The organism is Aquabacterium lacunae, from assembly GCF_004310865.1.
In the GTDB taxonomy this organism is placed as follows: domain Bacteria; phylum Pseudomonadota; class Gammaproteobacteria; order Burkholderiales; family Burkholderiaceae_C; genus Aquabacterium; species Aquabacterium lacunae.
Map to the genome: position 1 here is coordinate 103904 of NZ_SIXI01000002.1, position 21969 is coordinate 125872.

The following is a 21969-nucleotide window of genomic DNA, read 5'->3' on the forward strand; positions in this document are numbered from 1 at the left end:
CCCCGGATCCATGTGCCGGAAAAACACGGAGCGAAGTCGATCGGTCAAAGTGAAAAAATCACGGCAAACACCCTTTGGAGGAATCTGCATGCCTGGATTGACCCACCGACCGACCAAGGCCCTGTGCCTTGGCATCGCCCTGTTGACGTCGAGCGGTGCTTGGGCCACGTGTGCGCCAACGCCACTGAACAATGACTGTCAAGAGGTCAGGAACCTGACCGTGAGCAGCCCCCCACCCGTGCGCATTGACGCGCAAGCCACCGAGCGTGCCTCTGGCGGATGGGACTATCGGTACACCCTGTCGGTCGACAACACCGCGCAACTACCCTTCGTGGCTCGCAGTTGGCTGCTGCCGGTGGCGCCCGATGCCCAGCTGTCGGACATACAGGCCATGTCCTTCAGGCCCGCCGCGTTGACCGAAGCCATGCCCTTCAGCCGCACCGACGCAGGACTGCTCTTCGACATCCAATCGCCTTATCCCTTGGTCATGCCAGGCGCGGGCCGCAATCTGCTGGACCTGGCTCGAATCAGCTTTCACTCGCCCTATGGTCCACAAGCCAAAGCCGAATCGGCCATCCGCTTCGAGGGGATCACGAACATTCGCACATTCAACGTGACCGGCGTCACGGTGTATGAAACCAGCACGGGCATCACACCCAATCAGCCCTCGTGGGTCATGAGTGCCATGCCGGGTTCGCCGATTGCGCTCAGCCCTGTGCCGGAGGCCTCCGCTGCCACCCTGTCGGTGATTGGCCTGGCGGGTCTGATGGCCTTGACGCGAAGAGGCAGAAAAAAGCCCCTGCACGCAGGGGCTTGATGGGCTGCGGCCAAGCCGCAGGGTTCACTCCCACTCGATGGTGGCAGGCGGCTTGGAGCTCACGTCGTAGGTCACGCGGTTGATGCCGCGCACCTCGTTGATGATGCGGCCGGAGGTGCGCTTGAGCATGCTGTAAGGCAGCTCGGCCCAGTCGGCGGTCATGAAGTCAGAGGTCTGCACGGCGCGCAAGGCCACCACATAGTCGTAGGTGCGGCCATCGCCCATCACGCCCACGCTCTTGACCGGCAGGAACACGGTGAAGGCCTGACTGGTCAGGTCGTACCAGCTCTTGCCCGTGTCGGGGTCGATGGTGTTGCGCAGCTCTTCGATGAAGATGGCGTCGGCGCGGCGCAGCAGGTCGGCGTATTCCTTCTTCACCTCACCCAGGATGCGCACGCCCAGGCCCGGGCCCGGGAACGGGTGGCGGTAAACCATCTCGGGCGGCAGGCCCAGGGCCACGCCCAGCTCGCGCACTTCGTCCTTGAACAGCTCGCGCAGCGGCTCCAGCAGCTTCAGGCCCAGCTGCTCCGGCAGGCCACCCACGTTGTGGTGGCTCTTGATGGTGGTGGCCTTCTTGGTCTTGGTGCCACCGCTTTCCACCACGTCGGGGTAGATGGTGCCCTGGGCCAGGAAGGTCGCGCCCTTGACGCCATTGCCTGCAGCCTTGAGCTTCTCGGCCTCGGCCTTGAACACGTCCACGAACAGGCCGCCGATGATCTTGCGCTTGCGCTCAGGGTCGGTCACACCGGCCAGCTGGCCCAGGAACAGATCCGACGCATCGACGCGGATGACCTTGGCGTGCAGCTTGCCTTCGAACATGTCCATGACCATGTCGCCTTCGTTCAGGCGCAGCAGGCCGTGGTCCACGAACACGCAGGTCAGCTGGTCGCCAATGGCGCGGTGGATCAGGGCCGCAGCCACCGACGAATCCACCCCCCCCGACAGGCCCAGGATGACTTCTTCATCACCCACCTGCTCGCGGATCTTGGCCACGGCTTCTTCGATGTAGTTGCCCATGATCCAGTCGCCCTGGCAACCTGCGATCTCGCGCACAAAGCGGTTGATCATGGCAGCGCCCTGCACCGTGTGCGTGACCTCGGGGTGGAACTGCACGGCGTAGTAGCCCTTGGCTTCGTTGGCCATGCCGGCGATCGGGCAGCTGGGCGTCGAGGCCATCAGCTGGAAGCCTTCGGGCAGCTTCGTGACCTTGTCGCCATGGCTCATCCACACCTTCAGCATGCCGTGGCCTTCAGCGGTGGTGAAGTCGGCGATGCCATCGAGCAGCTTCGTGTGGCCGTGGGCGCGCACTTCGGCATAGCCGAACTCGCGGGTGTCGCTCCAGCTCACTTCACCGCCCAGTTGCACGGCCATGGTCTGCATGCCGTAGCAGATGCCCAGCACGGGCACACCCAGGTCCCACACGGCCTGCGGGGCGCGCAGCTGGTGGTCCTCGTAGGTGGAGGCATGGCTGCCCGACAGGATGATGGCCTTGGGCTTGTACGACTGGATGAAGTCGTCCGACACGTCGTTCGGGTGGATCTCGCAGTAGACGTGGGCTTCGCGCACACGGCGGGCGATCAGCTGCGTGACCTGGGAGCCGAAATCGAGGATGAGGATCTTGTCGTGCATGGCAGAACTCGGGCAAGGGCATCAGGCGCCGGCCGTGGGGGCCGGGCTGCTGCGGTAGCGGGAAAAATAGACGAAGGCGATCCAGGCCGCAATGCCCTGGAGCGCCGCACAGACGAAAAACGGAATGCCAACGCGCCAGTCTTCACGCGGCAGGTGCGAGACGGTGGCCATGAGCGGCCCCGCCATCAGCGGGCCCACCACGGCCGACAGGCTGACGATGGACGCCGCAGCCCCCATGCTTTCGCCCTGGGTGGAGGCATCGGCGGCGTTGGAGATCATGCTCTGGATGGCCGGCTGAATGCCAAAGCCCAGCACATTGCCGATGGTGATGGCGTACATCATCCAGGGCTCTTTGGCCAGGCCCCAGCAGCAGTAGGCCACCACGCTCGACAGCATCCCGATCATGGCCAAGCGCCCCACGCCCAGCTTGCGCTCCAGCGGGCGCATCAGCCCGCCCTGCATCACGGCGGCGGTCATGCCCAGGGCGAACAGCGACATGCCGTTTTCTTTCGGGGTCCAGCCAAACTGCAGGCTGGTGTGCAGCAGCCACACCGTCTGCATGGTGAACTGCGTGAGCATGGTGCAGGCCAGCGCCCACAACAGGGGCTCGACACCCTTGAGCTGGCGCAGGCGGGCCAGCGCGCCAAACGGCGAGCGGAACACGAAGGGGCGGCGGTTTTCAGGCGCCAGCGATTCAGGCAGCACGAAATAGCCGTACACCGCATTCAGCAGGGCCAGCCCCCCCGACACCATGAAAGGCAGGCGATGGTCGTCGTCACCCAGCAGCCCGCCAATGACCGGCCCCAGGATGAAACCGATGCCGAACATGGCGCCCAGCAGCCCGAAGTTGCGGGCACGGGTTTCAGGCGTCGTGATGTCGGCCACATAGGCATTGGCCACGGCAATGTTGGCGCACAGCATGCCGGCAAACATGCGCACCACCAGCAGCCAGATGAAGTCGGTGGCAAAGGCCGTGACGAAAAAGTTGATGGCCATGCCCGTCAGGCCGATCAGCAGCACGGGCCGGCGGCCGAACCGATCGCTCAATGCGCCCAGCACCGGCGCACTGAAGAACTGCAGCAGCGCAAAACTGAGCTGGATGGCGCCGTATCCCAGCGAAATCGCCGACGGGTCGGCATAGTGCGAACCCACCAGCTTGGGCAGCACAGGCGCGATGAGACCGATCGACATCATGTCGATCAGCAGCGTGATCATGATGAAAGGCATCGCGGCCTTGCGGCCTGTCACGGCGGTCATCGCGGTCCTGTAAAAAAAGCGGCCCCGCTGGGGGCCGCCTGCCGAGGTGATGTCACCTCACTCCATGCGGTAGTTCGGTGCTTCCTTGGTGATCTGCACGTCGTGGACGTGGCTCTCACGGATGCCGGCCGAGGTGATCTCGACGAACTCGGCCTTGTTGCGCATGTCTTCGATCGTGCCGCAACCGCAGTAGCCCATCGAGGCCTTCAGGCCACCGGCCATCTGGTAGATGATGGTCAGCACCGAGCCCTTGTAGGGCACCCGACCTTCGATGCCCTCGGGCACGAGCTTGTCGGCGTTCGGGTTGGTGGTCTCGTCGTTTTCCTGGAAGTAGCGGTCGGCCGAACCGGCCTTCATGGCGCCGATCGAGCCCATGCCGCGGTAGCTCTTGTACGAGCGGCCCTGGTACAGGATCACTTCGCCCGGGGCTTCTTCGGTGCCGGCAAACATGCCACCCATCATCACGGCCGAAGCGCCGGCGGCGATGGCCTTGGCGATGTCGCCCGAATAGCGGATACCGCCGTCGGCGATCAGGGGCACGCCGGTGCCCTGCAGCGCCGTGGCCACGTTGTCGATGGCGGTGATCTGGGGCACGCCCACGCCCGCGATGATGCGGGTGGTGCAGATGGAGCCAGGGCCGATGCCGACCTTGACGCCGTCGGCGCCGGCTTCGACCAGGGCCAGCGCGGCCGCGCCGGTGGCGATGTTGCCGCCGATGACGTCAACGTGCGGGAAGTTCTGCTTGACCCAGCGCACACGCTCGATCACGCCGTGGCTGTGGCCGTGCGCGGTGTCGACGATGAGCGCGTCCACACCGGCCTTCACCAGCAGTTCCACACGTTCTTCGGTGCCCTCGCCCACGCCAACGGCCGCACCCACGCGCAGCTTGCCTTGCGGGTCACGCGCGGCGTTGGGGAAGTTGGTCTGCTTGGTGATGTCCTTGACGGTGTACAGGCCGCGCAGCTCGTTCTTGTCATTGACCATGACCACGCGCTCCAGCTTGTGCTGGTGCATCAGGGCCTTGGCTTCGGCCAGCGAGGCGCCGTCCATCACGGTGATGAGGCGCTCGCGCGGCGTCATGATGTCGCGCACGGGCACATCCAGGCGGCTCTCGAAACGCAGGTCACGGCCGGTCACGATACCGACCACCTTGCCGTCATCGACCACCGGGAAGCCGGAAATGCCGTGTTGCTTGCTCAGCTCGATCACGTCGCGCACCTTGACGCCCGACGAGATGGTGATGGGATCACGCAGCACACCCGACTCGTAGCGCTTGACGCGCGCCACCTCGGCGGCCTGTTGCTTGGCCGTCAGGTTCTTGTGGATGATGCCGATGCCGCCTTCCTGGGCGATGGCGATCGCCAGACGGGCTTCCGTGACGGTGTCCATGGCAGCGGACACCAGCGGCAGATTCAATTGGATGTTGCGGGACAGGCGGGTGGCCAGCGAAGTGTCGCGGGGCAACACTTGAGAATAGGCGGGCACCAGCAGCACGTCGTCGAACGTGAGTGCTTTACCAAGCAGGCGCATGAACAGGCTCCAGACGCAAAAGCGGATTATAAACGAGCCGGGAGGCTTCTCCACCGTCGGGCAAACACGTGCACCTTGACACGCATTTGCACGCCACACCCGCCATGCCGCCACTACACTTTGCGCCATGCACCCAACCGCCCGCCATTGCCTGCCCCTGGTGGCCCTGATCACCAGCCTGTTCACCCTGGTCACCCCTGCCACGGCCCAGCAGTGGAAGTGGCGAGATGCCAGCGGCCAGATCCAGTACAGCGATCGCCCGCCACCCGCCACGGTGCCCGAGAAAGATGTGCTGGTGCGACCGCGCACCAACATCCCCTCGCCACGCCCCCTGATCCCGCAGGATGCAGCGTCTGCGGCCTCGGCCACCATGGCGGGCACGCCCGCAACGCCGACGGTGGACAAGCGTCTGGAAGCCGAGCGCAAGAAGGCCGAAGACGCCGAAAAGGAAAAGCAAAGGGCTGAAAAGGCCAAACAGGACGCAGAGCGCGCGGAAGGATGCGCAAGGGCGAAGTCCTACCAGAAAGACCTGAACGAAGGCATCCGCATTTCGCGCACGAATGCCAAAGGCGACCGTGAGATATTGGACGATCAGGGCCGTGATGCCGAAAAGGCGCGCATGCGCGAGGCCGTCAAGAATTTGTGCAAATGACCTGACACCCCGGCACGGGCTAGCGTCAGGTGCTGACCGCTTTCTTGGGTCCAGGAGACTGTGTCATGTCCTTGACCCAGTCTCGGGGGCGGTGGTACCCCTTGGGCAGCTTTTCTCCTTGGGCACGGTAGCGCTGGCGACGAGCTTCCTTGGGGTCGACCGTCAGACCGCGATAGATCTCGATGCGGTCGCCTTGGCGCACGACAGTGTCAAGTGGCGTCTTGCGCCCCCAGATGCCGACGGCCAGCCCCTCAAAGCCTTGGGAGAACCAGCCTGACGCCTTCAAAGCGTCGCCCACAGTGCTGTCCGCTGGCAGTGGCAAAGTGCGGCATTTCAGGTCGCGGGCCTGGGGGCTGTACACGAGCACCACCGTCAAGTTGGACCGTGCTGTGTCATCGGTCACCATAGACTTCCTCTGCTCTCTTGACGAAAGCGTCCACGAAGGTCGAGGCGATGCGATCGAACACCGGGCTGACCACCAGCGACAGCGACCGGCTGGAAAAACTGTAATCCAGCGAGAACTCGACCTTGCAGGCCTGTGGCTCGACATCGGGGGCCGCACCAGGACTTTGCAAGGGCGTGAAGCGCCAGGTGCCCGCCAGGTGAGAGAATGGGCCGTCCACCAGCTGCATGCTGACCTGGCGGTCGTGCTGGTTCACGTTGCGCGTGGTGAAAGACTGCTTGACCCCGGCAAAGGCAATGTGCAGGCGCGCGGTCACGCCATCGGCATGCTGCTCGATGACCTCGGCCTGGGCGCACCAGGGCAGGAACTTGGGATACTGGGCCACGTCGGTCACCAGCGCGTACATTTCGCGCGGGCTGTACCACAGCAGCACGGACTTGTGGACATGCTTCATAGAATCTGAGTATTTTACGGACCCATCGCCTTCTCATGTCGATTGCAGAAAACCGCAAAGCCCTTTTCAACTACCACATCGAGGAAAAGTTCGAGGCGGGCGTCGTGCTGGAGGGCTGGGAAGTCAAGGCCATCCGCGAGGGACAGGTGCAGATGACCGACGGCTATGTCGTCATCAAGAATGGCGAGCTGTACCTGATCGGCCTGCGAATCAATGCCTTGCGTTCGGCATCGACCCACATCAAGCCAGAGGCCGACCGCACCAAGAAGCTGCTGATGCACCGCGCCGAGATCCGGCGCCTGATCGGCAAGACCGAACAGAAGGGCTTCACCCTGGTGCCGCTGAACCTGCACTGGAAAGGCGGCCGCGTGAAGGCCGACATCGCCCTGGCCAAAGGCAAGGCCGAACACGACAAGCGCAACACCATCAAGGACCGCGACTGGGAGCGCGAAAAGGGGCGCCTGATGCGCCACAAGGTGTCGTCACCCGGGAAAGACTGATTTCCATCGTGCCCGGCTGTCGCGTTCAGCCCCCTATTTGTCGCACACGAATCTAGGCGGCAGACACGGCCTTTCCTACAGTCCAGCACATGCTGGACGCCGCACTGCCCCTTCCCTTGCCATTGGCCTTGCCGGCCATGGACACGCCCTTGCCAGGCCACAGGATCCCGCTGGCTTCGCCCAACACCTGGATCCGTGCCGCCCTGAAATGCCGATTCAATGTGCACCCGCTGATGGCGGCGGCACAGGCCGACCTCAGCCCTGAACGCCCGGCCACCATCACGCGCCAGGGCATGGTGCAACTGATGCAGCAATGTGTGGTGGAAGCGGCACCCCAGCACCACTTCCCGCTGGTGCTGGGCGACGCCTTCGCGTTCGACCACCTGCCGGCCATCGAGACCTTCCTGGCCACCAGCCCCACCCTGCGTCAGGCCCTGCCTGCACTGCACTGGGCCGAGCAGATGATGCCCACCATGAAACTGCGCTGGGAAGAAGGCACCGCCGTGTCGGCCATCGTGATCGATGTGGCCCTGCCGACCGACAGCGAGCATGTCAAAGGCTGGTTCGCCGAGGGCCTGCTGGCCGGCATCCACAAGTTCATGCGGCTGGCACTGGGGGCTGGCTCGGCCGGCATGCACCTGGAGCTGGCCCACGACCCGGGGCCTCAGCGCCGTGATTGCGAAGCCCACTTCAAGCTCCCCGTGCGCAGCATGGCAGGTCGCAACGCACTGGTGTTCCCGACTGCGGTGCTCGACCGCCACCTGCCGGGCGCTGTGCCGGGCTTGCATGTGCGGGCGCAGCAATTGATCGAGCAACAGATGCCCACACCGCCCCAGGGCCTGAGCGCCAGGCTGGACGCCATGTTCCGGCAACAACCGCAATTGCTGGGCCAGGGCATCGAGCGACTGGCCGATCGCATGGGGCTGCACCCCCGAACCCTTCAGCGCCGACTGCAGACCGAGGGCCAGCTGTTTGCCGACATCCAGGCCCGCTGCCGCTTCGACCTGGCGGTGCAGGCCCTCAAGCAATCCACCTGCAGCATCGAGGCGCTCAGCGAACAATTGGGCTTCAGCGACCGCCACAGTTTCACGCGGGCGTTCCGCCGCTGGACAGGCCTGGCGCCCACCGAATTCAGGCAGCAGCACCTGGCACAGCAGCCGGCCTCACACTGACCACGCGCCGAGCCCCTCCCGCGGTTCACTCAGGCCGGCAGGCAGTGGTTGAGGGCTTGTTGCAGGTCGGCGATCAGGTCGGCCGTGTCTTCCAGACCGATGCACAGACGCACCAGGGTGCCCGCATGCAGTGAAGGCGCGGGGTGCTGGCGCATGCTGCGCAAGTCGTATGGCACAGCCAGGCTCATGGGGCCGCCCCATGAGTAACCGATGCCAAACAGCTGCAGGGCATCGACGAAGGCATGCACCTGCTCGGCGCTGTAGCGCAGATCGAACTGAAGCGACAGCAGGCCGGCAGCCTGCGTGCACAGCCCGGCCCAATGCGAATGTCCGGGCGAGCCGGCCAGCGCTGGGTGCAGCACCTGCGCCACTTGGGGCTGCGCCAGGGCCCACTGCGCGATCTCGCGGGCGCTGCGGTCTTGCGCCGCGTAGCGCAAGGGCATGCTGGGCAGGCCCCGCAGCACCGCGGCCACATCGTCCATGCCCACGCCCAGACCCAGGCGCATGTGGCACAGCTTGAGGCGCTTGTGCAGCTCGGGTGATCGGGTGGTCACCGAGCCCATCAGCACGTCAGCCCCACCCGAGGGGTACTTGGTCAGGGCGTGGATGCTGACATCCACCCCCTGGGGCAGGCCCTCGCCCGGGTCGAGCGCAAAGGCATTGAAGGCCAGCCCGGCACCCCAGGTGTTGTCCAGGGCCACCACCAACTGCGGGTGCTGACGGCACACGCGCAACAGGCCCAGCAGATCAGGAAACTCCAGCGTGACCGAGCCGGCCGCCTCCAGCCACACCAGGCGCGTGGCGGGGGTGATCAGCGCCGCCAGCGAGGCCGCGTCCTGGCTGTCATAGCAGCGGGTGGTGACGCCCCAGCGGGCCAGTTCGACCCGCGCGAAATCTTTGCCGGGGCCATAGGCGTTGTCGGGCAGCAGCACCTCGTCGCCAGACTGCAGCAAGGCCATGTCGACCAGGCTGATGGCCGACAGCCCCGAGGGGGTCAGCAGGCACTGCAGCCCCCCTTCCAGCGTGGCCAGGCGCTCTTCCAGCGTGAAACTGGTGGGCGTGCCGTGCAGGCCGTAGGTGTAGCCGCTCTTGTCCATCCACTGCCGGCTGTGCAGGTCGGCCACGTTGCGGAACAGCACCGTCGAGCCCTTGTGCACACCGGGCACCACCGCATCGAAACCACCAGGGGCTTCATAAGGGTGGTGAATCAGCGTGGTGGCCGATGGGCCTTTGCCTGGGGCGTGCGACATGCGTCAGATCGGCATGCCGATCAGGTCGTGGCCATCGACCGACACGATGCGGGCCTTGGTGAACTCGCCCACCTTGAGCGTCTTGGAGGCTTTCTGCGGCGGCAGCAGGCGCACGGTGCCGTCGATCTCGGGCGCGTCGGCGTAGGTGCGCCCCACCCCGCCCTTGCGGCCCATGGCCGGGGCAGAATCGACAAGCACCTGCATGGTGGCGCCCACGCGGCTGTTCAGCTTGGCGATCGACACCTCTTCGGCCACGGCCATGAACTGGGCACGGCGGGCTTCGCGCACCTCGTCGGGCAAGGCGCCTGGCAATTCGTTGGCCGGTGCACCGTCGATCGGCGAATAGGCGAAGCACCCTGCGCGGTCAATCTTTGCTTCACGCAAGAAGTCGAGCAGGTAATCGAACTCGGCCTGGGTCTCGCCCGGGAAGCCGGCAATGAAGGTGGAACGCACCACGATCTCGGGGCACATCTCGCGCCACTTCAGCAGGCGTTCGAGGTTCTTCTCGCCATTGGCCGGGCGCTTCATGCGCTTGAGCACATCGGGGTGGGCGTGCTGGAAAGGCACGTCCAGGTAGGGCAGGATCAGGCCTTCGGCCATCAGCGGCACGATCTCGTCCACATGCGGGTAGGGGTACACGTAGTGCAGGCGCACCCAGGCGTCGTGTTCGCGGGCCATCTGGCCCAGGCGCTCGACCAGGTCGAACATGCGGGTCTTGACCGGCTTGCCGTCCCAGAAACCGGTGCGGTACTTCACGTCCACGCCGTAGGCACTGGTGTCCTGGCTGATGACCAGCAACTCCTTCACACCCGACTCGAACAGGGCCTTGGCTTCGCTCAGCACATCACCGATGGGACGCGAGACCAGGTCGCCGCGCATGCTGGGGATGATGCAGAAGCTGCAGCGGTGGTTGCAACCCTCGCTGATCTTCAGGTAGGCGTAGTGCTTGGGCGTGAGCTTGATGCCCGCCACACCGCGGGCTTCAGGCACCAGGTCGATGAAGGGGTCGTGGGGCTTGGGCACGTGCAGGTGCACGGCGTCCATCACCTCTTGCGTGGCATGGGGGCCGGTCACGGCCAGCACCTTGGGGTGCACCGCGCGCACCAGGTTGTCACCGCTTTCGGCGGCCTTGGCCCCCAGGCAGCCGGTCACGATCACCTTGCCGTTTTCAGCCAGGGCCTCGCCGATGGTGTCCAGGCTTTCCTTGACCGCATCGTCGATGAAGCCGCAGGTGTTGACGATCACCAGGTCTGCGCCATTGAAGGTCTTGGAGGTTTCGTAGCCCTCGGCACGCAGCTGCGTGAGGATCAGTTCGGAGTCGGTCAGGGCCTTGGGGCAGCCCAGGCTGACGAAGCCGATTTTGGGCGCGGCGCCAGCGGCTGCGGGGGAGGAAGAGGTCTGTTCTGCGGTCATGGGGCGGTATTGTCCGGGAAATCCGCCCGGGCTGGGTGCCACAATGCGCCATCGGGCCTTTCCTGAGCCCATTCACAAGACCCAAACCACACATTCGGAGGACCCCTTGGCCGCCAGCAGTCTGCTTGCCCTGATCGACGACATTGCCACCGTGCTGGACGACATCGCCGTGATGTCCAAAGTGGCCGCCAAGAAAACCGCCGGCGTGCTGGGCGATGACCTGGCGCTGAACGCCGAGCAGGTGGCGGGCATCCGGGCCGAGCGTGAGCTGCCCGTGGTGTGGGCCGTGGCGCTGGGCTCGCTCAAGAACAAGGCCATTCTGGTGCCTGCAGCGCTGGCCATCAGCGCGCTGGCACCCTGGCTGATCACGCCCCTGCTGATGGTGGGCGGCGCCTTTTTGTGCTTTGAAGGCTTTGAAAAGCTGGTGCACCCCTGGTTGCACGCCGCAGAGGCCTCGGCCCACAAGGGCGAGATTGCCGAGGCCGTGAAGAACCCGCAGGTGGACATGGTGGCCTTCGAGAAGGACAAGATCCAGGGCGCGGTGCGCACCGACTTCGTGCTGTCGGCCGAGATCATCGCGATCACGCTGGGGGTGGTGCAGAACAGCCCATTCACTCAGCAGGTGAGCGTGCTGGTGGCCATGGCCCTGGTGATGACCGTCGGGGTTTACGGTTTTGTGGCGGCCATCGTGAAGATGGACGATGTGGGCCTGCACTTTGCGCGGCGCCCTGGCACCACGCTGGCTGATGGTCTGCTGCGGCGCCTCGGCGTCGGTCTGGTATCGGCCGCTGCACCCTTGATGAAGCTGCTGTCGGTGGTGGGCATGGCGGCCATGTTCATGGTGGGCGGCGGCATCGTGGTGCATGGCATCCCGGGCAGCCACGATGTGCTGCATGCAGCCGAACATGCCGTGAGCCACCTGACTGTGGTGGGGCCCTGGCTCGCCCCGTTGGCGTCCACCCTGGTGGAAGCCGTGGGGGGCATGGTGGTGGGTGCCGTGGTGGTGGGCGCGGTGACGGCGTGGCAGCGCTTGCGGGGCAGCCACTGACACCCCAGCGGGTGCAGGCTCAGCCCAGCCAGTCGATCTGGTGGCCCAGCTTCAGGGCCTTGGTGGCCAGGTAACGCTCGTTTTCGGCCTGGTGCTGGATGCGGGCCGGCACGCGCTCGACCACTTTCACGCCATGCTGCTCCAGCGTGGCCATCTTGCGCGGGTTGTTGGTGATCAGGCGCACACCCGTCACACCCAGGTGGTCGAACATGCGGGCCGCGACTACGAAATTGCGGAGGTCGGGCGCAAAGCCCAGGCGCACGTTGGCCTCGACCGTGTCCAGACCTTCGTCCTGCAGGGCGTAGGCCTTGAGTTTGTTGATCAGGCCAATGCCACGGCCTTCCTGGCGCAGGTACAGCACCACACCCTGCCCAGCTTCACCGATCTGTTGCAGGGCCGAGTGCAGCTGTGGCCCGCAGTCGCAGCGCAAGGAGGCAAAAACATCCCCGGTCATGCACTCGCTGTGCACGCGGGCCAGCGCGGTGCCCGCCACCTCGCCCATCACCATGGCCACATGCTCGAGGCCGGTGGCTTCTTCGCGGTACACCTTCATGCAGAAGGTGCCGTACGGCGTGGGAATGCGGGCCTCGGACATGAACGTCACGCAGGTGCTGCCCGATGGCACACCTTCGGCGGCATTCGGGGCATCGTTCATGGACTCGGCGGGAGCGGGGGTACTCATCAGCGTGGCTTATTGGGGATCTGGCAGCAGGCGTTGCAGGAACGCGCTCACCCGTCAGCCAGTCCGATAGTCTAGCAAAAGCCCCTGCGCCATGCTCGGGTTGTCACGGATGTCCCCCGAGGCCTGCCGATGGGCTCAGGGCTGGGCCAGCCAGGTGGCCAGCTCGGCTGCGGAACGAACCCCCAGTTTCGAGAACACCCGCGCACGGTGAACCTCTACCGTGCGCACCGCGATGTGCAATTCATCGGCAATGATCTTGTTGAGCTTGCCAGCCGCCACGCGGTGCATCACCTCGCGCTCACGATCGCTCAGGCTGGCCAGTCGCGCGTCTTTCTCGGCCTGACGGGCATCGTCAGTGCGCATGGCCTGCTCGACGGCCAGGGCCTGCTCCACCCGATCGACCAGGGTGTTGTCGCTGTATGGCTTTTCCAGGAAATCGAAGGCGCCTTTTTTGAGCGCCTCGACCACCATGGGGATGTCGCCATGACCACTGAGGAACAACAAAGGGTTGCGAACGCCTTGCTCCAGCAAGGTTTCGTGCAGGATCAGCCCTGACATCGGCTCCATGCGCACATCGACCAGGAACACGCCACGCACAGGCTTCGGTACGGTGTCGAGGTACTCCAGCAAAGCGGGCGCCGAGGGGAAGCTGTACACCAGCAGACCGCGCGAGCCGAGCAAGAACGCCAGGGCGTCACGCACCACGGCTTCGTCATCCACGAGGAACACGGTACCGGCACTGTGAGGGGTCATGCGGTCTCCTTCATGCAAGGTCTGCGCGGGCATGGTCGTCGGCGCTGCGGTCCAGCCGTGGGCGACATGGCACCGAGAACGACATCACGGCGCCGCCACCCGGTGCATCGTGCGCATCAAGTGCACCATAGTGCAATTCCACGATCGATCGACAGATGGCCAGGCCCATGCCCATGCCGTCGCTCTTGGTCGAGTAAAAAGGTGCGCACAGGGCCTCGATGGTCTGCCCCTGCAGACCAGGCCCGTTGTCGGTCACCACCACCTTGACGAACTGTCCGCCCTGGGCCAACTGGGTTTGCACCTGCAGTCGCCTGGGCCCTTTCTGCGTGGCCATGGCGTCGCAGGCGTTGCGGATGAGGTTGGCCGCCACCTGCTCGATCAGCACAGGGTCGGCCTCGATCTGGGGCAGTTGGCGGTCGAGCTGCATGGACACGGCCACGCCATGGCGCGTGATCTCACGCAACAGAAGGCCCATGGCCGATTCGACCACCTCGTTGATGTTGCAAGGTTCGCGTTGCGGTTCACGCCGGGTCAGGAACTCGCGGATGCGCTTGACGATGCGCCCGGCGTGCGAAGCCTGCTCACCCATGCGCTGGATGGCGTTGAGCACCAACGCATCAGAAAAACCTTGTCGCTGCAGCGCGTTCTGCACGCCGGCGTTGTAGCTGGTGATGGCCGACAGGGGCTGGTTCAGCTCATGGGCCAGTGTGGAGGCCACCTCGCCTAGCATGGTCAGGCGGGCGTGGTGGGCCATGGCCTCGGCCTGCTTGCGCTCGCGCTCTTCCATGCGCTTGCGCTCGGTGATGTTCACCACCGAGGCCATCCAGCCGATCTGCTGACCCTTGGCATCGACCAGCGGCGCCTCGTACACCATCACCTCGACAGGTCGGCCGTCGCGGTGCTGCCAGCGGGACTCGTAACCGTCACGGGGCGCCGCACCGGCCATGTTGCGCTGGTGGCGCTTCATGGCCAGCTCGATCTCGTCCTTGGGCCAGTACGGCATGGGGGGCATGACACCCTCCAGTTCTTCCGGGGTGTAGCCCACCATGTCGGCCATGGTGCGGTTCACGTAGATCAGACGACCATCGAGGTCACGGGCGCGGATGCCCACGGCCAGGGAATCTTCCATGGCCTGACGCCAGGCGGCTTCGGTGCGCCAGGCCTCTTCGGCACGGGCCACGCCCTGCATCTGCTGGCGCAGCATCCAGGAGGCCACGGCCAGCAGCGGCACAAAGCCGGCCATCAGGGCCATCGGTGCCGAGCGCCACCAGGGCACAAGGCGCTCACGGGTGGCCAGCTCCAGCCAGCCCCCCTGCATGCTGCCACCCAAAGATTTGCGGTACCAGATCTGATCGGGCTGCCGCTCGCCATCCGCAGTGGCTGCTACCACGTCTTCCTGGGCGTCGAGCAGGCGAATGTCGTACTTGCTGGCCAACCACCAGGGCACACTCTGGCGCAGCAGGTTGGCCGTGGAGTACCGAGCCACCAGGCTGCCGCCACCTTCGATGTCCACCGACACATGCGCGGCCATGCCGGTGTCGGTGTCGCGGTACACCGAGCGCGGCGGCAACTGGTCATCAGGCACCTGGGCGGCAATGCGTCCCCGGGCATCCACCCAGGTCACACTGACCCAGAACCTGCGCATGCCATCGAGCACCAGGGCCTGATTGTCGAAGGTGTCAGGCAATACCGCACCGGAAGCCACCAGGTCGGCCAGCACCTGCAGGCGGCGGGCCTCGCCGTCGAGCCACCCGCTGATCTGGGCCTCCAGCGACAGCACGTCAGAGATGGTTTCGGCCTGCCTTGCCTCGCGCTCGTCCAGATCGGCCTTGGCCAGCCAGGCCATCACGCCCAGCACGAACACCAGAGAGAGCACGAAAGGCCAGGCCCAGAGGGTGGCCAGGTGGCGCCAGCGCATGCCCAGCAAGGCGGTGCGGGGCTTGGGCGGCAGGGCCATCTGCGGCAGCAATGGCGCACTGGGTGGGACCTTGTTCATGCTTTCAGTCTAGGCCTTCACGCGATGTGGGAGTCCACAATATGTACCGCGTTCAAGGCTCATGAGAATGGCGTCACTCGCACCGCGCCCATCCCCATGCCATTGAACGTCACCAGATCAGCCTTTGTCCGCCTGTTGCTCCTGGCGGCCGGTATCGGCCCGCTGACGGCAGCCCAGGCGCAGGCACAGCCGCCCATCGTCATCAAGTTCAGCCATGTGGTGGCCACCGACACACCCAAAGGCAAGGCGGCCGACCACTTTGCTCGTCGAGCGGCCGAACTGACAGGCGGCAAGGTGCGGGTGGAAGTGTTCCCCAACAGCCAGCTCTACCGAGACAAGGAAGAGATGGAAGCCCTGCAGCTGGGCGCCGTGCAGATGCTGGCCCCCTCCCTGTCGAAGTTCGCGCCGCTGGGCGTGAAAGAGTTCGAGGTCTTCGACCTGCCGTTCATTTTCGACAACCCGCAAGAGCTGCAGAAGGTCACGAATGGCCCGGTCGGCCAGGCCTTGCTCGGCAAGCTGGAAACACGCGGCATCACGGGCCTGGCCTACTGGAACAACGGTTTCAAGGTGATGTCGGCCAACCGCCCACTCAAGACCGTGGCCGACTACCAGGGCCTGCGCATGCGCATCCAGTCGTCAAAGGTGCTGGGCGCCCAGATGCGTGCGCTCAAGGCCACGCCTCAGGTGCTGGCGTTCTCGGAAACGTATGCCGCATTGCAAAACGGCAGCGTCGATGGCACCGAGAACCCCCCATCGAACCTGTACACACAGCGCATGCACGAAGTGCAAAAGCATGTGAGCCTGACTTACCACGGTTATCTCGGTTATGCCGTGGTGGTGAACAAGCGATTCTGGGACGGGCTGCCCAAGGACATCCGCGCGGCGCTGACCCAGGCCATGGCCGAAGCCACGCAAGTGGCCAACGAGAGCGCCAGCAAGGACAACCAGGCCGCGCTGGTCGCGATTCGCGCGTCCGGCAAGACACAGATTCACCAGCCGTCGGCCGCTGAAAGGGCCCAGCTCAAGGCGGCGCTGCTGACCGTACACAAAGAAATGGCCGGACGCATCGGCGACGAGACGATCCAGGACATCTACCAGGCAACCGGTTTTCACGCCCCTCGCCCCCATTGACCCCCGACTAGGAGACACCATGTCATCGAACCAGCAACGACGCTTTGCACTGTTGGCCACCGCCGTGACCCTGACTGGCCTGATGGGCCAGAGCGCCTGGGCACAGGCATACCCGGAAAAGCCGATCACCATGATCGTGCCCTTTGCGGCGGGCGGCCCCACCGACACGGTGGCGCGCATCTTCGCGCAGTCGATGACCGGCTTCCTCAAGCAGCAGGTGATCGTGGAAAACGTCGGTGGCGCCGGTGGCACGCTGGGTGCGGCCCGCGTGGCCCGCAGTGAAGCCAACGGCTACACCATCTTCCTGCACCACATCGGGCAGTCCACCGCGCCGGCCCTGTACCGCAAGCTGAGCTACAACGCGGCCGACGATTTCACCCCCATCGGCCTGGTGGCCGATGTGCCCATGACCCTGGTGGCCCGCAAGGACTTCCCGGCCAAGGACCTGAAAGAGCTGGTCAGCTACGTGCAGGCCAACAAGGACAAGATCACGTACGCCAACGCTGGCGTGGGCTCGGCCTCGCACCTGTGCGGCATGCTGCTGATGTCGGCCATCAAGGCCGACCTGACCACCGTGCCTTACAAGGGCACCGGCCCCGCCATGAACGACCTGCTGGGCGGCCAGGTGGACTTCATGTGCGACCAGACCACCAACACCACGGGCCAGATCAAGGCCGGCAAGATCAAGGCTTACGCCGTGACCACCAAGGCGCCTGTGGCCTCGTTGCCGAACCTGCCCACGGCCTCTGCCGCTGGCCTGCCTGGCTTCGAGATCGCCGTGTGGCACGCCCTGTACGGTCCGAAGAACCTGCCCAAGCCGGTGGCCGACAAGCTGCAGGCTGCCCTGCAGCACGCGGTGAAGGACCCCATGGTCAAGCAAAAGCTGGCCGACCTGGGCACCGAGCCGGTGGCCCCGGCCCGCGCCACCCCTGCCGCACTGGACCAGTTCCTGCGCGCTGAAATCGTCAAGTGGACCCGCATCATCAAGGCTGCGGGCGTCTACGCCGACTGATCGGGGTGTCTGGCATGTCCAACTTCATCCGCAACCCCAAGGACTTCCTGTCCGGCCTGATGTTCCTGGGCTTCGGCGGTGGCGCCATCTTCCTGGGACAGGACTATGAGGTGGGGCAAGCCATCCGCATGGGCCCGGGGTACTTCCCCCTGGTTCTGGGCGCCCTGCTCTGCCTGGTGGGTGCCGCCTGTGTGGCCCGCTCGCTGGTGCTGGCAGGCGCCCCCCTCGAGAAGCTGGCCTTCAAGCCACTGATCCTGGTCGTGGTGTCCACGCTGGTCTTCGGGGTGCTGCTGCGCAACGCGGGCCTGCTGGCCGCGTTGGCCACTTCCATCCTGATCAGCTCGCTGGCCAGCAGCCAGTTCTCCAAGCGCACCACGGCGCTGACGATCGTGCTGCTGACCGCCTTCTGCTACCTGGTCTTCCTCAAGGGTCTGGGCCTGCCCATCCCCGTGCTCGGCCCCTGGCTGGGCGGCTGAGCACCTTTCGGAGAACAACAACATGGACCTCCTCGGAGACATCGGCCTGGGCGTGCAGACCGCCCTGAGCCTGCACAACCTGCTGTACTGCCTGTTCGGCGTGTTCCTGGGCACCGCCATCGGCGTGCTGCCGGGCCTGGGCCCCATCGCGACCATCGCGATGCTGCTGCCCATCACCTTCGGCCTGGATGCCACCGCGTCGCTCATCATGCTGGCGGGCATCTATTACGGCGCCCAGTACGGGGGCTCGACCACCGCCATCCTGGTGAACCTGCCGGGTGAATCGTCATCGGTGGTCACGGCGCTGGACGGCTACCAGATGGCCCGCAAAGGCCGCGCCGGTGCCGCACTGGCCACGGCCGCCATCGGCTCGTTCGTGGCGGGCACCATCGCCACCGTGATCATTGCCCTGTTTGCGCCGCCCCTGGCCGACATCGCGCTGAAGTTCGGCCCCGCCGAATATTTCTCGCTGATGGTGCTGGGGCTGGTGGCCTCGGTGGTGCTGGCGCACGGCTCGCTCCTCAAGGCCATCGGCATGATCCTGATGGGCCTGCTGGTCAGCACGGTCGGCACCGACGTGAACTCGGGCACCCAGCGCTACACCTTCGACCTGCCCGAAATGGCCGACGGCATCAGCTTCGTGGTGATCGCCATGGGCATGTTCGGCCTGGGCGAGATCATCCGCGAGCTGGAAAACGAGCACACCCGCAGCGTGCTGCTGACCAAGGTGACGGGCCTGATGCCCACCCGCGATGACTTCAAGCGCATGACCGGTCCCATCGTGCGTGGCACGGCCCTCGGCTCGCTGCTGGGCATCCTGCCAGGTGGTGGCGCCATGCTGGCATCGTTCTCTGCCTATTCGCTGGAAAAGAAGATTTCCAAGAACGGTGCGGAGTTCGGCAAGGGTGCCATCGAAGGCGTGGCCGCCCCTGAATCGGCCAACAACGCCGGCGCACAGACCTCGTTCATCCCCATGCTGACGCTGGGCATCCCGTCCAACCCGGTGATGGCCCTGATGATCGGCGCCATGATCATCCAGGGCATCCAGCCTGGCCCCGCGGTCATGACCGAGCAGCCTGCACTGTTCTGGGGAATGATCGTGTCGATGTGGGTGGGCAACGTGTTCCTGGTCATCCTGAACCTGCCCATGATCGGGCTGTGGGTGAAGATGATTTCGATCCCCTACCGCGTGCTGTACCCGATCATCCTGGCCTTCTGCGCCATCGGCGTGTTCAGCGTCAACAACGCCACCTTCGACGTCTACCTGATGGCTCTGTTCGGCGTGGCCGGCTACATCTTCTCGAAGCTGGAGTGCGAACCCGCCCCGATGCTGATGGCCTATGTGCTGGGCTCGATGATGGAAGAGTACCTGCGCCGTGCCCTGCTGCTGTCGCGCGGTGACCCGATGGTGTTCATCGAGCGCCCCATCAGCCTGACCATGCTGATCCTGGCCGCCGCTGCCCTGATCGTGGTGCTGCTGCCGGCCATCCGCAACAAGCGCGAAGAAGCCTTCGCTGAAGAAGACTGATCGACCTTCAGCACGAACGAATCGCCCACCAGGGCCAAAGAATCGGCGTTCTCCACCCCCGAGGCACTGTGGCCAGTGTCAAAGGGTGCCGATGTTGGAAAGGCCGCGAGGGGTGAGGGTCCCTCGCGGCTTTTTTTCTTTTGCGCGCCTGGCTCTACTACAATGTGGGTCTGCCAGGAGAGAACAGCATCCCGAACAGGGGCTGTCGCCGAAGGCGCAGGGCCATGCCAGACCGCATCGCCCGAACGCTCAGGCAAAAGGACTGGCAGACATGCAGGCGTGAAACCCCTGCATGATCCTCACTGGAGAGAGGCCGATGGCCCGGGCATTGCCGGGGCGTGTTGGCCCACCGAAGGGGCAAGCCCGAAACGCGGCCATCAACCGGTCGCGATGGGTCAATCTCTCAGGTAAAGCGGACAGCGAGGGCAGCACCACCCGACGGGATCACGGCCAGCCGTGCGCCTGCTGGGCGGAACACTCAGCCCTCACTGGCAGGCCCTGGCCCGCCGGGAAAACCGCCATGTCCGCACCTGACACCCCCCTGCTGACCACCCCGCTGCACGCATTGCACATCGAACTGGGCGCCAAGATGGTGCCCTTCGGTGGCTACGACATGCCCGTGCAGTACGCCACCGGCATCCTGACCGAGCACAAGCACACCCGCGCGTCTGTCGGGCTGTTCGACGTGTCGCACATGGGCCAGGTCCTGCTCAAGGGCGACGGAGCCGCTGCTGCCCTGGAAACCCTGGTGCCCGTCGACATCGTGGGCCTGGCCCCGTTCAAGCAACGCTATGCCCTGTTCACCCATGAGCAAGGCGGCATCCTCGACGACCTGATGGTCACCCGCCGCGAGAACGACCTGTTCCTGGTGGTCAACGCCGCCTGCAAGGTGCAGGACATCGCTCACCTGCAAAGCCGCATCGGCCATCTGTGCGAGGTGGTGCCCCTGCCCGAGCAGGCGCTGCTGGCCCTGCAAGGCCCTCAGGCCGTGACCGCTCTGGCCCGACTGAACGCCGACGTGCACAAGCTGGTCTTCATGACCGGTGGCCATTTCACCCTCGACGGCATCGACTGCTTCGTGACCCGCTCGGGCTACACCGGCGAAGACGGTTTCGAGATTTCCGTGCCGGCCGACCGCGCCGTGCAACTGGCCCGCGCCCTGCTGGCCCAGCCCGAAGTCAAGCCCATCGGCCTGGGCGCACGCGACACCCTGCGCCTGGAAGCCGGCCTGTGCCTGTATGGCCATGACATCGACACCACCACCACCCCGGTGGAAGGCGCCCTGACCTGGGCCATCCAGAAGGTGCGCCGTGCCGGTGGCGAGCGAGCGGGCGGCTACCCGGGCGCCAGCGTGATCGACACCCAGCTGGCCCAGGGCGCAGCCCGCAAGCGTGTGGGCCTGGTCGGCACTGAACGCACTCCAGTGCGCGAAGGCGCCAAGGTGGTCGACGCCAACGGCACCGAAGTGGGCGTGGTCACCAGCGGCTCGCCCAGCCCCAGCCTGGGCCAACCGATCGCACTGGCCTGCGTGCGCACTGACCTGGCCGCCGTGGGCACCGCGCTGTTCGCCGTGGTGCGCGACAAGCAGGTGCCCATGACCGTGACCGCCCTGCCCTTCGTGCCCAACCGTTACCACCGCGGTTGATTGACCGCGGCTGACCGAACGCGGCTGCAACGCGCACCTGCACCGCATGTTCGGGTGTGCCACGGGCCTGAAAAACCCCATCGAACGCTGAGACAATCTCGCCCGTTCACAACATCTGCCGCGCCTTGGCGTGCGTGTTGACCTTCAGGCCGTTCCAGCCACACCGAATCCGAAAACCAGTTTTCAAAGGACTTCACCATGACCCTCAAGTACACCCCCGACCACGAATGGCTCCAGGTCGACGGCGACATCGCCGTGGTGGGCATCACCCAGCACGCCCAGGACGCCCTGGGTGACGTCGTGTACGTGGACCTGCCCGCCGTGGGCGCCACGCTGAACGCCAAGGACGTGGCCGGCGTGGTCGAGTCCGTGAAGGCGGCCGCCGACGTGTACATGCCCCTGACCGGCGAAATCACCGAAGTCAACGAAGCCCTGCGCGACGACCCCTCGCTGGCCAACAGCGACCCCATGGGCGCCGGCTGGTTCTTCAAGGTCAAGCTGGCCAATGCCGCCGACCTGGCCGGCCTGATGGACGCCACGGCCTACGACGAACTGCTGAAAAACAGCTGACCCGCGCCAGGTGCTGCCAGGCCTGGCCGGCAGCACCTCACGCGTGTCTCA

21 protein-coding genes and 2 riboswitches are annotated in these 21969 nt (G+C 65.4%); of the genes, 11 read left to right on the forward strand and 10 right to left on the reverse strand.

Going from position 1 to position 21969, the window contains the following annotated elements; all coding sequences use genetic code 11:
* Positions 1 to 220 precede the first annotated feature (220 nt).
* Complete coding sequence (locus EYS42_RS04230) at positions 221 to 817, forward strand: hypothetical protein (RefSeq protein WP_130966631.1); 597 nt, start codon at positions 221 to 223, stop codon at positions 815 to 817.
* 24 nt (positions 818 to 841) lie between these two features.
* Here the strand turns inward: EYS42_RS04230 and guaA are convergent, their stop codons facing one another.
* Genes guaA through guaB form a run of 3 tightly spaced genes read right to left on the reverse strand, consistent with a single transcriptional unit; the run spans position 842 to position 5233 of the window.
* Positions 842 to 2446, reverse strand: a complete 1605-nt coding sequence (gene guaA, locus EYS42_RS04235; protein ID WP_130966632.1) for a glutamine-hydrolyzing GMP synthase — start codon at positions 2444 to 2446, stop codon at positions 842 to 844.
* Between the two features lie 21 nt (positions 2447 to 2467).
* Positions 2468 to 3703: an MFS transporter gene (locus tag EYS42_RS04240; protein WP_207301105.1), complete on the reverse strand. Its 1236-nt coding sequence runs from the start codon at positions 3701 to 3703 to the stop codon at positions 2468 to 2470.
* A gap of 57 nt (positions 3704 to 3760) precedes the next feature.
* Positions 3761 to 5233 carry an IMP dehydrogenase gene (guaB, locus tag EYS42_RS04245; protein ID WP_130966633.1) on the reverse strand — a complete coding sequence of 491 codons (1473 nt, stop codon included), beginning with the start codon at positions 5231 to 5233 and terminating at the stop codon, positions 3761 to 3763.
* A 127-nt stretch (positions 5234 to 5360) separates the two neighbouring features.
* On the opposite strand from guaB, the gene EYS42_RS04250 reads away from it, so the two are divergent.
* Entirely contained in the window at positions 5361 to 5885 is a 525-nt protein-coding gene (locus EYS42_RS04250) for a DUF4124 domain-containing protein (RefSeq protein ID WP_130966634.1), read from the forward strand.
* A 25-nt stretch (positions 5886 to 5910) separates the two neighbouring features.
* Here EYS42_RS04250 and EYS42_RS04255 read toward each other — a convergent pair whose 3' ends face one another.
* Both EYS42_RS04255 and EYS42_RS04260 read right to left on the reverse strand, forming a co-directional pair.
* Entirely contained in the window at positions 5911 to 6291 is a 381-nt protein-coding gene (locus tag EYS42_RS04255) for an RnfH family protein (RefSeq protein WP_130966635.1), read from the reverse strand.
* Entirely contained in the window at positions 6278 to 6742 is a 465-nt protein-coding gene (locus EYS42_RS04260; RefSeq protein WP_130966636.1) for a type II toxin-antitoxin system RatA family toxin, read from the reverse strand. Before EYS42_RS04260 ends, EYS42_RS04255 begins: the two co-directional genes overlap by 14 nt.
* 35 nt (positions 6743 to 6777) lie before the next feature.
* Between EYS42_RS04260 and smpB the strand changes: the two genes are divergently transcribed.
* Together smpB and EYS42_RS04270 are read left to right on the forward strand one after the other, a co-directional pair.
* On the forward strand, positions 6778 to 7242 hold the full coding sequence (gene smpB / locus EYS42_RS04265; RefSeq protein ID WP_130966637.1) for an SsrA-binding protein SmpB: 465 nt from the start codon (positions 6778 to 6780) through the stop codon (positions 7240 to 7242).
* Positions 7243 to 7331: 89 nt separating this feature from the next.
* The gene (locus EYS42_RS04270) at positions 7332 to 8414 is read left to right on the forward strand and encodes an AraC family transcriptional regulator (protein ID WP_130966638.1); all 1083 of its coding nucleotides are present in this window, start codon (positions 7332 to 7334) and stop codon (positions 8412 to 8414) included.
* Positions 8415 to 8443: 29 nt separating this feature from the next.
* Here the strand turns inward: EYS42_RS04270 and EYS42_RS04275 are convergent, their stop codons facing one another.
* Together EYS42_RS04275 and rimO are read right to left on the reverse strand one after the other, a co-directional pair.
* Complete coding sequence (locus EYS42_RS04275; protein ID WP_130966639.1) at positions 8444 to 9664, reverse strand: PLP-dependent transferase; 1221 nt, start codon at positions 9662 to 9664, stop codon at positions 8444 to 8446.
* A 3-nt stretch (positions 9665 to 9667) separates the two neighbouring features.
* The gene (gene rimO, locus EYS42_RS04280; protein ID WP_130966640.1) at positions 9668 to 11077 is read right to left on the reverse strand and encodes a 30S ribosomal protein S12 methylthiotransferase RimO; all 1410 of its coding nucleotides are present in this window, start codon (positions 11075 to 11077) and stop codon (positions 9668 to 9670) included.
* 106 nt (positions 11078 to 11183) lie between these two features.
* Between rimO and EYS42_RS04285 the strand changes: the two genes are divergently transcribed.
* Positions 11184 to 12125 carry a DUF808 domain-containing protein gene (locus EYS42_RS04285; protein ID WP_130966641.1) on the forward strand — a complete coding sequence of 314 codons (942 nt, stop codon included), beginning with the start codon at positions 11184 to 11186 and terminating at the stop codon, positions 12123 to 12125.
* A 19-nt stretch (positions 12126 to 12144) separates the two neighbouring features.
* Here the strand turns inward: EYS42_RS04285 and ribA are convergent, their stop codons facing one another.
* The 3 genes from ribA to EYS42_RS04300 form a co-directional block, all read right to left on the reverse strand.
* Positions 12145 to 12807 (reverse strand): GTP cyclohydrolase II, encoded by a 663-nt coding sequence (gene ribA / locus EYS42_RS04290; protein ID WP_425358863.1) that lies wholly within the window; start codon positions 12805 to 12807, stop codon positions 12145 to 12147.
* 135 nt (positions 12808 to 12942) lie between these two features.
* Positions 12943 to 13560, reverse strand: a complete 618-nt coding sequence (locus EYS42_RS04295; RefSeq protein WP_130966642.1) for a response regulator transcription factor — start codon at positions 13558 to 13560, stop codon at positions 12943 to 12945.
* A gap of 10 nt (positions 13561 to 13570) precedes the next feature.
* Positions 13571 to 15556: a sensor histidine kinase gene (locus tag EYS42_RS04300; RefSeq protein WP_130966643.1), complete on the reverse strand. Its 1986-nt coding sequence runs from the start codon at positions 15554 to 15556 to the stop codon at positions 13571 to 13573.
* A 96-nt stretch (positions 15557 to 15652) separates the two neighbouring features.
* On the opposite strand from EYS42_RS04300, the gene EYS42_RS04305 reads away from it, so the two are divergent.
* The 6 genes from EYS42_RS04305 (at position 15653) to gcvH (ending at position 21918) form a co-directional block, all read left to right on the forward strand.
* Positions 15653 to 16687: a TRAP transporter substrate-binding protein gene (locus EYS42_RS04305; protein WP_130966644.1), complete on the forward strand. Its 1035-nt coding sequence runs from the start codon at positions 15653 to 15655 to the stop codon at positions 16685 to 16687.
* Positions 16688 to 16706: 19 nt separating this feature from the next.
* Positions 16707 to 17699: a tripartite tricarboxylate transporter substrate-binding protein gene (locus tag EYS42_RS04310; RefSeq protein WP_130966645.1), complete on the forward strand. Its 993-nt coding sequence runs from the start codon at positions 16707 to 16709 to the stop codon at positions 17697 to 17699.
* A gap of 14 nt (positions 17700 to 17713) precedes the next feature.
* The gene (locus tag EYS42_RS04315) at positions 17714 to 18175 is read left to right on the forward strand and encodes a tripartite tricarboxylate transporter TctB family protein (RefSeq protein ID WP_130966646.1); all 462 of its coding nucleotides are present in this window, start codon (positions 17714 to 17716) and stop codon (positions 18173 to 18175) included.
* A gap of 22 nt (positions 18176 to 18197) precedes the next feature.
* Positions 18198 to 19703, forward strand: coding sequence for a tripartite tricarboxylate transporter permease (locus tag EYS42_RS04320; protein WP_130966647.1), 1506 nt, complete (start codon positions 18198 to 18200; stop codon positions 19701 to 19703).
* Positions 19704 to 19867: 164 nt separating this feature from the next.
* A riboswitch (glycine riboswitch) is annotated at positions 19868 to 19978 on the forward strand.
* Positions 19979 to 19995: 17 nt separating this feature from the next.
* Positions 19996 to 20133: riboswitch (glycine riboswitch) on the forward strand.
* Between the two features lie 90 nt (positions 20134 to 20223).
* On the forward strand, positions 20224 to 21348 hold the full coding sequence (gene gcvT / locus EYS42_RS04325; RefSeq protein ID WP_130966648.1) for a glycine cleavage system aminomethyltransferase GcvT: 1125 nt from the start codon (positions 20224 to 20226) through the stop codon (positions 21346 to 21348).
* Between the two features lie 198 nt (positions 21349 to 21546).
* Positions 21547 to 21918 (forward strand): glycine cleavage system protein GcvH, encoded by a 372-nt coding sequence (gene gcvH / locus EYS42_RS04330; protein WP_130966649.1) that lies wholly within the window; start codon positions 21547 to 21549, stop codon positions 21916 to 21918.
* The last annotated feature ends 51 nt before the right edge of the window (positions 21919 to 21969 follow it).